The 12,821-nt window shown below is 74.3% G+C and carries 8 protein-coding genes and 1 pseudogene; 7 read left to right on the top strand and 2 right to left on the bottom strand.

The genetic code is table 11. From position 1 onward, the window contains the following. Positions 1–494: 494 nt before the first annotated feature. A complete protein-coding gene (locus tag RM780_RS18115; protein ID WP_311631800.1) occupies positions 495–1,805 on the top strand; it encodes a glycosyltransferase in 1,311 nt (436 codons plus the stop codon). Between the two features lie 1,077 nt (positions 1,806–2,882). On the opposite strand, the pseudogene RM780_RS18110 reads toward RM780_RS18115, so the two are convergent. Continuing rightward, positions 2,883–3,674, bottom strand: a pseudogene (locus RM780_RS18110) (SigB/SigF/SigG family RNA polymerase sigma factor); the annotation flags it as partial. A gap of 206 nt (positions 3,675–3,880) precedes the next feature. Between RM780_RS18110 and RM780_RS18105 the strand changes: the two are divergent. The 5 genes from RM780_RS18105 to ctaD all read left to right on the top strand — a co-directional run bounded on the left by RM780_RS18105 (position 3,881) and on the right by ctaD (position 9,132). Continuing rightward, positions 3,881–4,264, top strand: coding sequence for a DUF2267 domain-containing protein (locus RM780_RS18105; protein WP_311631799.1), 384 nt, complete (start codon positions 3,881–3,883; stop codon positions 4,262–4,264). 35 nt (positions 4,265–4,299) lie between these two features. Beyond that, positions 4,300–5,271, top strand: a complete 972-nt coding sequence (locus RM780_RS18100) for an NAD-dependent epimerase/dehydratase family protein (protein ID WP_311631797.1) — start codon at positions 4,300–4,302, stop codon at positions 5,269–5,271. Further along, complete coding sequence (locus RM780_RS18095; RefSeq protein WP_311631796.1) at positions 5,268–6,872, top strand: phytoene desaturase family protein; 1,605 nt, start codon at positions 5,268–5,270, stop codon at positions 6,870–6,872. The genes RM780_RS18100 and RM780_RS18095 overlap by 4 nt, the downstream gene beginning before the upstream one ends. A 2-nt stretch (positions 6,873–6,874) precedes the next feature. Then, a complete protein-coding gene (locus RM780_RS18090; protein WP_311631795.1) occupies positions 6,875–7,315 on the top strand; it encodes an SRPBCC family protein in 441 nt (146 codons plus the stop codon). A gap of 119 nt (positions 7,316–7,434) precedes the next feature. Further along, positions 7,435–9,132, top strand: a complete 1,698-nt coding sequence (gene ctaD, locus RM780_RS18085) for an aa3-type cytochrome oxidase subunit I (protein ID WP_311631794.1) — start codon at positions 7,435–7,437, stop codon at positions 9,130–9,132. On the opposite strand, the gene RM780_RS18080 is transcribed toward ctaD, so the two are convergent. After that, positions 9,129–11,162 (bottom strand): tetratricopeptide repeat protein, encoded by a 2,034-nt coding sequence (locus tag RM780_RS18080; protein WP_311631793.1) that lies wholly within the window; start codon positions 11,160–11,162, stop codon positions 9,129–9,131. The two genes, ctaD and RM780_RS18080, sit on opposite strands and share 4 nt — an antisense overlap. A 271-nt stretch (positions 11,163–11,433) precedes the next feature. On the opposite strand from RM780_RS18080, the gene RM780_RS18075 reads away from it, so the two are divergent. Next, complete coding sequence (locus tag RM780_RS18075; protein WP_311631792.1) at positions 11,434–12,609, top strand: zinc-dependent alcohol dehydrogenase; 1,176 nt, start codon at positions 11,434–11,436, stop codon at positions 12,607–12,609. Positions 12,610–12,821: the final 212 nt, after the last annotated feature.

Here is a 12,821-nt window from a genome sequence, read left to right as displayed (position 1 = left end):
AATAAGACGTGCCTGCGTACATGGGCGAAGCGGCCCAGCCGTGTGAACATAGAGATGCCACCTGATGATTTGTCACGCCGGGATGGAGCAGACAGCAGACAGGGGAGCGGCGCGGATCGGCCGCTCGACGGGACACATCGCGGCCGCCGCGGACGATGTCGCGTTGGCACTCCCAAACTAATGGCCGGGGTGGACGCCGTCAACCCGCCCCCTTGCCCCACCCCAGGGGCGGGAATGGGTCGATATATACCTTCTTGTGGCCCGGCGTTGACGCCCCCGCCGGCCGCGAACGGAGACCAGGAGCGCCGCTCACGGGCGTTCGCCGCCGCGTCGCCGGCCCGGGCGGCGGGTCATCCCCTAGCCGACCCCTAGCGTGCCGTCTAGGGGATGTCCGTCAGCGGTAGGGGATTCGCGGCGCCCGCCCCGCCACTAGCATCGAGAGGCCCGCAGCGCGCCGAATCCCCGGCGTCATCCGCCCGGAAGGGACCCCACCCATGACCCGGATCTTCCTGGCGACGATGCCGATCACCACCCATGTCCGCCCCGTGCTGCCGATCGCCCGGGAACTCGCGAGAAGGGGCCACGAGGTGCTGTGGCGCTGCGGGCGGACATTCGAGGAGGAGATCACCGCCACCGGCGCCTCGTTCACGTCGATCGCGCCGCATGTGGACTTCGACGAGAACGTGGCCGTGCTGCGGACCATTGACGAACGCAAAGCCGGCGTGCCGAAATTCAAGAGCGTGATCCTGCCGGCCTTTGTCGAATCCATCCCGGGGCACGTGAAGGATATCGCGCCCGTGCTCGACGATTTCCGGCCGGATGTCGTGCTGGCGGACTACAGCCTGCTGGCCGCGCCGGTCCTGGCCCACGCCCGGGGGATCGCGACCGTCCTCCTCGCCGCCGGCCCGCTGCCCCTGGCCGGCGCCGGCGCCCCGCCGCCCGGGGCCGGCCTGTACCCCGCCGCCTCTCCGCTCGGCCGCCTGCGTGACCGGGGCCTGATGTGGCTGGTGGCCAACGTCATCTTCCGCGACGTGCACCGGGCCCTGCGGCGCTCGCTCGCGGGCCTGGGCGCGCCGGAGGTCGACGCCTTCTTCACCAACTGGCCGGTCCGGCTCGCCGACCGCTACCTGGTCATGACGATCCCGGAGTTCGAGTACCCGCACGCCGACCTCCCATCGGTCGTCGAGTTCGTCGGCCCCGCCCTCCCCGAGACGCCCGAGGGGTGGGCCCCGCCGGCCTGGTGGCCGGACGTCGAGCGGGCCCGCGCGGCCGGAACGCCCGTGGTGCTGCTGACCCAGGACGGCCCGACCTCCGACCCCGCCACGCTGCTCCACCCCGCCGTCACCGCGCTCGGCGGCGAGAACGTGCTGCTGCTGGCCGCGACGGGGGACCGCGCCCCCGAGGACGTGCTGCCCGCCGCCCGCCGGCCCGCCAACCTGCGCCTCGCCCCCGCCCTGCCGCCCGCCGAGGTGCTGCCGCTGACCGACCTGACGGTCACCAACGGGGGCTACGACAGCGTGCAGCAGTCCCTCGCCCACGGCGTCCCGCTGGTGGCCACCGGCGTGTGCGACAACCGCACGGAGGCCAACAACCGCGTCCGCCGGTCGGGCGCGGGCGTCTTCCTCAAGACGTGGAAGCCGGGCCCGAAGCGGCTCCACGCCGCGGTCACCGAGGTCCTGCACGACCCGCGCTACCGCACGGCGGCCACCCGCCTGCGCGACTCCTACACCCGCCACCCGGGCCCCCGCCGCGCGGCCGAGGCCGTCCTGGACGCGGCGGGGGCGACCCCCCTGGCCGGGGGCTGAGACGACGCGGGGGGCCGGCGGGCGACGGGCCTGCCATCCCGCGCGGGGGCGAGGAGCTTGATGCGCTGGGCGCGCGGCCTGCCTGGCGGGCGCGGAGCCCGACGGGGCCCTGGGCTCGGCGCAGCTCGCCTGTTCGTGGCAGGAGCGAAGACGCCGTAGCCGGGCGCCGGCGCACGACGGGCCACGGGCCCGCCCTCCCGCGCGGCGGCGAGGGCCTGCTTGCCGGCGGCGGGACGGCTGCGGGCCTCCTGGCGCCCGCCACCCGCGCGCGCCACCCGCGCGCGCCGCGCGGGCGTGGCCGCCGGCCGGGGACGCGACGACGCGGGGGACGGCGGACGGCGCGACAAGGAGCCGCAGTCCTGGGCGCGGAGGCGAGGCACCGTGTGGGCGGGCCGCGCGAGCGCGTGACGCGCTTGGGCCCGGCGGGCCCGGCGTGTTGCCGTACAGGTGCCCGGGCGAGTGCGGGACGGGCCTGGGCCCGGGGCCGGCGGGGCCAGCGGTCGCCGTACGGGTGCCCGGCCGGGCGAGCGCGTCATGGGCCGCGAGGGGCGAGCCCGCGCATGGCCATCCGGTGCCGGGTCAGGGAGTCGGGGGTGGGGCGGGTGACGCCGGCCGGGCGGCAGGGCGTGGCCTGCCCGCCGCGCGCCGCAGGTGACCGACGGCGCGCGCCCATGGCGTTGCCCCGGGGCGGGGTCGCAGCAGGGCCGCCGGGCGGGTACCGGCCCGAAGGAGCAGCGAGCGCAGCTCGCGCCCCAGGCGGACGGCCCGCCCGGGCAGGCCGCGCGCCCAGCGCATCGCGCCACCGCCGAGGACCGCGCGCGGGAGCGCGCGGGCCTCGGACGCGGTGGGGGCCGTAGCCGGGGGCGCGAAGTGGTGCGGGCACACGGCGCGGCTCCCGCCTCAGGCAGCGCGCCGGGCCGGCGCGGGCCGGGCGGCCGGGCCCGTGGCCCGGTCCAGGGAGTGCTTCGTGGCGTCCGGGGCGGGGGAGGGGGCGCCCGGCCTGACCGGCCGCCCGTCCACGCAGCCCCCGGCCTCGGCGCCGCCGTCGACGCGCTCCGGCTCGCCCTCCGGCCCGCCGTCGCCGTCGACCTCGGCCCTGATCCGCTCGCAGGCCCGGCTGAGCAGCCGCGAGACGTGCATCTGCGAGATGCCCAGCTGCTCGGCGATCCTGCTCTGCGTCATCCCGTGGAAGAACCGCAGGTAGAGGATCTGCCGCTCCCGCTCCGGCAGCGCCCGCAGCGGGCTCTTGACCGACTCGCGGTCCACCACCCGGTCGAACCCCGGCTCGTGCTCGCCCAGCGTGTCCAGCAGCGAGTAGTCGCCGTCCGCGCCGGGAAGTTCGGCGTTCAACGACAGGGTGCTGAAGCTCTCCAGCGCCTCCATCCCGGTGCGCACCTCGTCCTCCGTCAGCCCGCTGTGCGAGGCGATCTGCTCGACGCTCGGCCCGCGGTCGTCCAGCCGGTAGCTGAGCTGGCGGGCGGCGGCCCGTACCCGGTTGCGCAGCTCCTGGGTCCGGCGCGGCACGTGCAGGCCCCACATGTGGTCCCGGAAGTGGCGCTTCACCTCGCCGACGATGGTCGGCACGGCGTAGCTCTCGAACGGCCGGCCGCGGCTCGGGTCGTACCGGTGCACGGCCTTCACCAGTCCGAGCGCGGCGACCTGCTCCAGGTCCTCCAGCGCCTCGCCGCGGTCGCGGAAGGTGCGGGCCAGGCGGTCGGCCATCGGGATCCACGCGCAGATCACGTCCCGGCACAGCTGGTCCCGCTCGGGGCAGGGAGGCAATTCCGCGATGCGCTGGAATTGCCTGCTGGTATCCGGGGCGTCGTCGTGCGGATGGCGTTTCTTACGGGGTCGTGCAGGTGTATTCATGGTGCTCTCCCAGCTGAGGGTGGGCGTGCGATTCCGCTGCTCGCCACAGGAAGAGGCCGCTCGTCCCAGTCTGCCCGCAAAGCGCGCAGGCCACATCTCGGGAGGGCCGGGCGAGGTTTTCCCCCGCCCCGGGCGGATACCCGCCGCCGGAGGGCCGAAGGCCCCGCACGAGTCCGAGGAAGACCTCCGAAGAAAGAGCGATACCCGTGGCCTATGACACCTTTCTCGCGACCGTCCGCGACCGGGGCGAATACGCCGCCGACGAGGCGGAACGCATCGTCGAGGCGGTCTTCGCCACGCTGAGCGACCGGCTGCCGCCGGCCTCCGCGGAGCACCTGGCCGACCAGTTGCCCACGCCGCTGGCCGACATCCTCGAAAGCGCCGACGACACCGGCCGTTCCTGGGGCGTGCAGGAATTCATCAACCAGGTCGCCGACCGCGCCGACGAGGATCTTGAAACGGCGGAGACCGATACCCGTGTCGTTTTCTCGGTCATTTCCGAGACGGTCGCCGGCGGCGAGATGAATAAGCTGCTCAGTCAGCTTCCCTCCGGCTACGCCGACCTCTTCGGCTATTCGGAGCTGGCCTGAACACGGCGGACGGGCCCGGGCCACGGGTCGTGGTCGTGGGCGCCACGGGAACGCTGGGCAGCGCCGTGGTGCGCCGGCTGACCGCCGCGTCGGGGGCGGCGGACGGCCGGGCCGGCCAGGTGCTGGGCCTGGCCCGCCGGCGCCCGCCCGGGATGCCGCCCGGCGCCTCCTGGGCCCCTGCCGACATCACCCGCGACAGCACGGCCGACCTGGCCGCCCGCTTCGCCGGGGCGGACGCGGTGATCCACCTCGCCTGCCTCTTCCAGCCCGCCCGCCGGCCCGAGGTCACCTGGCGCACCAACGTCCTCGGCAGCGAGCGGGTGTTCGAGGCCGTGGCGGCGGCGGGCGTGCCCGCCCTGGTGCACGCCTCCTCCGTGGTCGCCTACGCGCCCGCCCCCAAGGGCCGCCGGGTGACCGAGGACTGGCCCACCCACGGCACCCCCACCGCCGCCTACTGCCGCGAGAAGACCTACGCCGAACGGCTGTTGGACGCCTTCGAGCAGCGCCACCCGGAGGTCCGCGTGGTGCGCCCGCGGCCCGCCCTGGTCCTCTCGCGCTACTCCGCCGCCCGCCAACGACGGCTCTTCGGCGGCCCGTTGGTCCCCGCCCACGGCGCGGTGCACGCCCCGCCCCTGCTGCCGGACGTTCCCGGCCTGCGCTTCCAGGCCCTGCACGCCGAGGACGCGGCCGTTGCCCTGACCCGCTGCGCGCTGCGGCCGGTGCGCGGGGCGTTCAACCTCGCCGCCGAACCACCCCTCGACGCAAGGGAGCTGGCCGCCCTGACCGGGGCGCGCGCCGTCCGCGTCCCCTACCGGCCCGTGCGCGCGGCCGTGGACGCGGCCTGGCGGCTGCGCCTGCTGTCCACCCCGCCCGGCCTGCTCGACGCCGTGCTCGCCTGCCCCCTGATGGACACCGGCCGCGCCCGCCGCGAGCTGGACTGGCGCCCGGCCCACTCCGCGACCGAGGCCGCGGCGGCCCTCCTGGCCGGACCCGGAGACCCCCCATGAGCCCGCCCCCTCCCGCACCCCCGCCCCCGACCCACGCCGACGCCGACGCCGACGCCGTCGTGATCGGAGCCGGCCCCAACGGCCTGGTCGCCGCCAACCTGCTCGCCGACGCCGGCTGGCGCGTCCTCGTCCTGGAGGCCGCCGACGAGCCCGGCGGCGCCGTCCGCAGCGACCGCGGCGTCCACCCCGAGTACGTCACCGACCTGTTCAGCTCCTTCTACCCCCTGGCCGCCGCCTCGCCCGTGATGCGCGGCCTCGGCCTGGAACGCTGGGGACTGGACTGGCGCCACGCTCCCGCCGTCCTGGCCCACCCCCTCCCCGACGGCCGCTGCGCCGTCCTGCACCACGACCCCGAGCGCACCGCGGCCGGACTGGAGGCGTTCGCCCCCGGCGACGGCGACGCCTACCTGCGGATGCTCGCCCGCTGGGACCGGGTCGGCGAGGACCTGTTCGACGCGCTGCTCGGCCCCTTCCCGCCCGTCCGCGCGCTGCCCGGCCTGCTGGCCCGGACGCGCGCCGCCGGCGGCCTGCGGCTGCTGCGCACCCTCACCCTGCCCGCCCGGCGGCTCGGCGAGGAGGAGTTCACCGGCCCGGCCGGGCCCGCGCTGCTCACCGGCTGCGGCCTGCACGCCGACCTCTTCCCCGAGTCGCCCGGCAGCGGCGCGTTCGGCTGGCTGATGGTGATGCTCGGCCAGCGCCACGGCTGGCCCGTGCCCGCCGGCGGCGCCGGGGCCCTGACCTCCGCGCTGGTGCGCCGGCTGGCCGACCGCGGCGGCGAGGTGCGCTGCGCGACGCCCGTGTCCGGCGTGGTCGTGGCCCGCGGCCGGGCCCTGGGCGTGCGCACCGCGGGAGGAGAGGCCGTCCGCGCCCGCCGCGCCGTCCTCGCCGACGTCCCGGCCCCCGCCCTCTACGGCGGCCTCGTGGACTGGCGGCACCTGCCCGCCCGCCTGCGCTCCGACCTGCGCCGCTTCCAGTGGGACTACCCGACCCTCAAGGTCGACTGGGCCCTGGCCCGGCCGATCCCGTGGGCGGCCGAGGAGGCCGCCGCGGCCGGAACGGTCCACCTGGCCGACTCCGTCGATCACCTCACCCGCTACACCGCCGACCTCGCCACCGGCGCGATCCCGCAGGACCCCTGCGGCGTGCTCGGCCAGATGACCACCGCCGACCCCGGGCGTTCCCCGGCGGACACGGAGGCCGCGTGGGCGTACACGCACCTGCCGCGCGACGGCTCCCGGGAGCCCGGCGAACGCCTCGCCGACCGTCTTGAGGAGGCCGTGGAACGCCGCGCGCCGGGCTTTCGCGCCACCATCCGCGACCGGCGCGTCCTGGCGCCCGAGGACCTCCAGGCCCTCAACCCCAGCCTGGTGCGCGGGGCCCTCAACGGCGGCACCGCGGCCGTTCACCAGCAGTTGATCTTCCGGCCGACGCCCGGTCTGGGCCGCCCCGAGACGCCCGTGGCCGGGCTCTACCTGGCCTCGGCCTCCGCCCACCCCGGCGGCGGCGTCCACGGCGCGTGCGGCGCGAACGCGGCCCGCGCGGCGCTCCGGGCGCCCCGCCTGCCCCGGCTGACGCACCGGGACGGCCGAAGGAGGGAGTGACCATGGCCGTTCGCCCCGTCCTGATCCGCCGGCCTCCCGAGGAGGTCTGGGCCGTGCTGTGCGACGGCCGCCGCTACGCGGAGTGGGTCGTGGGAACGCACGCCTCCCGGCCCCTGGACGAGCGCTGGCCGCAGATCGGCACGGCCATCGCCTACGTCATCAGGGCCGGCCCCTGGGAGCTGCGCGGGCGCACGGTGGTGCGCGACCACCGTCCCGGCCGCCGCCTCGAACTGGAGGCCTGTACCCGGGCGCTGGGCTCGGCCCGCATCAGCATCGAGGTCCGCCCCTGGGGGGAGCACGCCCTCGTCACCCTCGACGAGCACCCCCTGACCGGCCCCGGCGGGCGCCTCCACACCGTCGTCAGCGAACTGGTCCTCCAGGCCCGCCACCGCTGCATGACCAAGCGCCTGGCCCACGTCGTGGAGAACGGCGCCCGCGGCTGACGCCCCGCCGAGCGCACTTGCCGGGGGATGCCGCGCCCACGATCGAGGCATTCCGGCTCGCCGCACCCCCGGCGGCGGTACAAACGGGGCCGCCCACCTCCCCGCCGAGAGGACCCGTCATGGCGCTCCTGACCCGGCAGCGGCCCGCCGCCAGCCCGGCCCCGCCGCCCCGGCCCCGCCGCCCGGGGGCGGTCGTCGTCTCCTGGCTGACCACCACCGACCATAAGCAGATCGGGTCCCTGTACCTGATCACGTCCTTCCTCTTCTTCCTGGCCGGCGGCGCCCTCGCCCTCGTGATGCGGGCCGAACTCGCCCGCCCCGGCATGCAGGTGCTCTCCGCCGAGCAGTACAACCAGGCGTTCACGATGCACGGCACGATCATGATGCTGCTCTTCGCGACGCCCCTCTTCGCCGGCTTCGCCAACTGGATCATGCCGCTCCAGATCGGCGCCCCGGACGTGGCCTTCCCCCGGCTCAACGGCCTGGCGTACTGGCTCTACCTCTTCGGCGGCCTGCTGGTCATCGGCTCCCTGCTCACCCCGCAGGGCGCCGCGGACTTCGGCTGGTTCGCCTACGCCCCGCTCAACTCCGAGGCGTACTCGCCCGGCATCGGCCCCGACATGTGGGTGATGGGCCTGGGCCTGTCCGGCTTCGGCACCATCGTGGGCGCGGTCAACTTCGTCACCACCATCGTCTGCATGCGCGCCCCCGGGATGACGATGTTCCGGATGCCGATCTTCACCTGGAACATCCTGCTCACCAGCGTCCTGGTGCTGCTGGCCTTCCCCGTGCTGGCCGCCGCGCTGTTCGCGCTCGCCTCGGACCGGACGTTCGGCTCCCACATCTTCGACGCGGCCAACGGCGGGGCGCTGCTGTGGCAGCACCTCTTCTGGTTCTTCGGGCACCCCGAGGTCTACATCATCGCGCTGCCGTTCTTCGGCATCGTCACCGAGATCATCCCCGTCTTCAGCCGCAAGCCGATCTTCGGCTACCTGGGCCTGGTCGGCGCGACCATCGCCATCACCGGCCTGTCGATGACGGTGTGGGCGCACCACATGTTCGCCACCGGGGCGGTGCTGCTGCCGTTCTTCTCGCTGCTGTCGTTCCTCATCGCGGTGCCCACGGGCGTGAAGTTCTTCAACTGGATCGGCACGATGTGGCGCGGCTCGCTGTCCTTCGAGACGCCGATGCTGTGGTCCGTCGGCTTCCTGGTCACCTTCCTCTTCGGCGGGCTGACCGGCGTGCTGCTGGCCTCCCCTCCGCTGGACTTCCACGTCACCGACTCCTACTTCGTGGTCGCCCACTTCCACTACGTGGTCTTCGGGACGGTCGTCTTCGCGATGTTCGCCGGCTTCCACTTCTGGTGGCCGAAGTTCACCGGCCGCCGCCTGGACGAGCGCCTGGGGAAGATCCACTTCTGGACCCTCTTCATCGGCTTCCACGGCACGTTCCTCGTCCACCACTGGCTGGGCGCGGAGGGCATGCCGCGCCGCTACGCCGACTACCTGGCCGCGGACGGCTTCACCACCCTGAACACGATTTCCTCGATCGCCGCCTTTCTACTCGGCCTGTCCACCCTCCCCTTCCTCTACAACGTCTGGCACACCGCCCGCCACGCCCCCGCCACCCCCGAGGACGACCCCTGGGGCTTCGGCCGCTCCCTGGAATGGGCCACCTCCTGCCCCCCGCCCCGCCACAACTTCACCACCCTCCCCCGCATCCGCTCCGAATCCCCGGCCTTCGACCTCCACCACCCGGCGGTCAAGCCGGCCGACCAGGCGGCCCGGACGGGGCGGAGGGACGTGGTGGAGGACTAGCCCCGGGCGGCCTCGTCGGCGCTCTGCCGCGCGGCTTCGGCCTCCGGCTCGGCGCCGGCTTTGGCGTAGGCGGTGGCGGCTTGGTGCCAGGCGGCGACGACTTGGTCGCGGTCCGCGCCGGCCGCCGCCCGGATCTGCGCGAGCCTCCTGTATGCCATCCCGGTCCGGAAGGCATCGTTGAGCTCGGTCAGGATTCGGCTGGCCGACGCGACGTACTTCTCCGCCTCGTCCAGTCGCCCCTGTCCCTGGAGCGCGACGCCGATGTCGTACTGGACGATTCCCTGCCCCTGTGGGTCTGTGTGGCCCTTGACGAGCTGGTGGGCGTCCCGCGCAGCATCGAGTGCCTCGGCATAGCGCCCCAGTTCGCTGAAGATGATGCTGAGGGAGTGAAGGCTGATCGCGCGGCCTCGGTGGTCCCCGATGTCCTGGTGGATGTCGTGCGCGCGCTGGGCGGTCTTGAGCGCTTGGTCGTGGCGACGCAACTCCTTCCAGGCGTTGCTGGCGGTGGTGAGGGCATCGGCCTGGCCCTCCCGGTCGCCGATGCCCGCGCAGATGTCGTGGGCCTCTCGTGCGGCCTCAAGCGCCTCGTCGTGGCGGCGCAGCTCATTGAGAGCGATGCTGAGGAGGACGAGGGCGGATCCCTGCCCCAGGGGCATCCGGAGATCCCGGTAGATGTCGTGGGCGACCGCGCTGACGCTGCGGAACTCGTCGTGGCGCAGGCGGAGGTTGAGGTAGCGGCCGAGGTCAAGGGCGAGGCCGGCCGCCCGACATCCGTTGGTAGCCCGGCCGGCGTGGACGGCGGCGATCAGCGTGGGGCGTTCGGCATCGAACCACTTCAGCGCCCCTTCCAGGTCGGCAGGCTCTCCGCCTGCCCCGTAGATCTTCAGCGACTTGGCGCCCGCTCCCGCCCTGCGCACGTAGTACCTCATCAACCGGTCCCGCGCCTGCGCGTAGCGGCGGCGGATGTCCCGCCCGCGCTCCGCGTGGGCCTTGGCCTGTTCCGCCGCGTAGTCGCGCAGCAGGTCGTGCATCTGCCAGCGGTCCCGCACGTCAGCGGGCTCGATGAGGTGGGCGCGGACAAGGGCGTCCAGCAGCATCCGGGTTTCGTGCTCGGTCCGGTCGGCGAGGAGCGAGGCCGCCTTGGTGGAGATGCTGGGGCCCGGGTTGAGGCTGAGAAGGCGGAAGAGGTCTGCCTGCTGTGGCGGGAGGCGGTGCAACAACTGGTCGAAGACCGAGCGGACGGTGCGAGCGCCGTCGTCCAGCCCTACGAGTCGGTTGCTGTCCATGGAGGTCAATTGGGCGGCGCGCTCGGCCATCGCCTGGCCGGGCGCGCCGATCAGCAGGGCTGCGGCGATGTGCAGTGCCAGCGGCAGGTAACCGCAGGCAGCGGCGAGGGCGAGGGCCGCTTCCGGTTCCTCCTCGATCCGGCGGTCCTCGGGGTCTGCCACGTGAAGGGCCTGTCGCAGCAGATCGACGGCCGCTTCCGGCTCCAGCGCGCGGAGCTGCACAATGCGGTCCCCCAGGCCGGTGAGCGTGTGCCGGGAGGCGACCAGGACCCGGTGGTGGGGCGTTCCCGGGAGGAGCGGGGATATCTGGCCGGGGGCCGAGGCGTTGTCGGCCACGATGAGGAGCCGGTGGCCCTCGGCGGCGAGGGCGGCCAGGCGGGAGCGGTAGAGGGCCTGGCGTTCCTCCAGGGTCGGCGGGATGTACGCGGGCTCGACGCCGAGAGAGCGCAGCAGGGCGTCCAGGGCCTGGGCCGGCTCGGTGGGGGACTGGTCGTAGCCGCGCAGGTCGATGAACTGGGTGCCCGCGAACCAGCCGTTGTCCTGAGCCCTTCGCCCTGCGGCGACGGCCACCGTGGTCTTGCCGACGCCGGGCAGGCCGGACACCACGGCGGCGGACGGCGTCGAGGCGACGGCGTCCGGGTTCAGAAGCGCAAGCAGCGCGTCAGTCTCCTGCTCGCGGCCCGTGAACTCCGGTGGCACGGGCGGCAGGGAGTCCAGAGCCCTTGGGGCACTGGGCGCGGACATCGCGTTTTACGTGATGTTCTGCGTGCCGCCACCCTGCACCGGGCCGCCGAAGCCGCCGCCCCGGAAGTCGTTCCCCGGTCGGCCCCGCCCGGCCTTCTTCTGCTTCCGGGCAGGCTTGCCCTTCTTCCCGCTCACCGGCCCCCTGCCCCTCCCGAGCGACCAACGGCACGAGGGCACCACCCTACGGCTCCACCAGGACAACAACGCCCCGTGCTGGGTACTCGGCCCGGCGGACGGACCAGAGAGCCGAAGACGGAGAGGCGAGGCGGCGATGAAGGCAGTCGTGTGGCGCGGGAAGCGGGATGTGCGGGTGGAGGACGTTCCGGAGCCCCGGATCGAGGAGCCGACGGATGCGGTGGTGCGGATCACCTCCACCGGGCTGTGCGGGTCGGATCTGCATCTGTACGAGGTGCTGTCGCCGTTCATGACGCCGGGTGACGTGCTGGGGCACGAGCCGATGGGGGTCGTGGAGGAGACGGGGCCGGAGGTCACGGAGCTGGCGCCGGGGGACCGGGTGGTGGTGCCGTTCGGGATCGCCTGTGGGGCCTGTTTCATGTGCGAGCGCGGGCTCCAGACGCAGTGCGAGACCACGCAGGTCAAGGAGCAGGGCAGCGGCGCGGCCCTGTTCGGCTACACCAGGCTGTACGGGTCGGTGCCGGGCGCCCAGGCCGAGTACCTGCGCGTTCCCCAGGCCCACTACGGGCCGGTGCGCGTGCCGGAGGGGGTGCCGGAGGACCGTTATCTGTTCCTCTCCGACGTGCTGCCCACGGCCTGGCAGGCGGTGGCCTACGCCGACCCGCCCAAGGGGGGAACGCTGGTGGTGCTGGGCCTGGGGCCCATCGGGGACATGTGCTGCCGCATCGCCAGGCACCAGGGCGTGGCGCAGGTGATCGGGATCGACCTCGTGCCGGAGCGGCTGGCCAGGGCCCGGTCACGCGGCGTGTCCACGCTCGACCTCACCGAGAGCGACAACATCGTCAACGCCGTCCGCGACCGCACCGAGGGCCGGGGCGCCGACGCGGTGATCGACGCCGTGGGGATGGAGGCGCACGGCAGCGCCGCGGGCAAGCTGGCGCACGACCTGAGCGGGCTGCTGCCGGCCCGGCTGGCCGAGCGGATCGCGCGCAGGGCGGGCGTGGACCGGCTCTCCGCGCTCTACCTGGGCATCGAGCTGGTCCGGCGCGGCGGAACGCTCTCGCTCAGCGGCGTCTACGGCGGCATGAAGGACCCGCTGCCGATGCTGAAGCTCTTCGACAAGCAGATCCAGCTCCGCATGGGCCAGGCGAACGTCCGGCGCTGGGTCCCCGAGATCCTGCCGCTGCTCGGCGAGGACGACCCGCTGGGCGTGGACGACTTCGCCACCGACCACGTGCCGCTGTCGGAGGCGCCGGAGGCGTACCGGAGGTTCCAGCACAAGGAGACCGGCAAGGTCGTCCTCCGCCCCTGAGCGGCGCGGGAGGCGTGAACCACGCCACGTGAGGGAGGGCACGAGGGGCCCGCGGGCCAGGCGCCCCAAGGGAAACGGGAGCCGGCGCGGGCCCGGGAACGATCTTGGTCTTCCCGGCGGGGAGCCCGCTTGTCATGGTGGGGTGCGTTGTCCGGCGCGCTGCGGCGCGTGGCCCCCTCTCCCCCCTCAGGCGCATGTCTGCTCTCACCGCT

This window comes from Streptomyces boetiae (assembly GCF_031845405.1).
GTDB lineage: Bacteria > Actinomycetota > Actinomycetes > Streptomycetales > Streptomycetaceae > Streptomyces > Streptomyces boetiae.
This window is presented reverse-complemented; position numbering and strand designations above follow the sequence as displayed.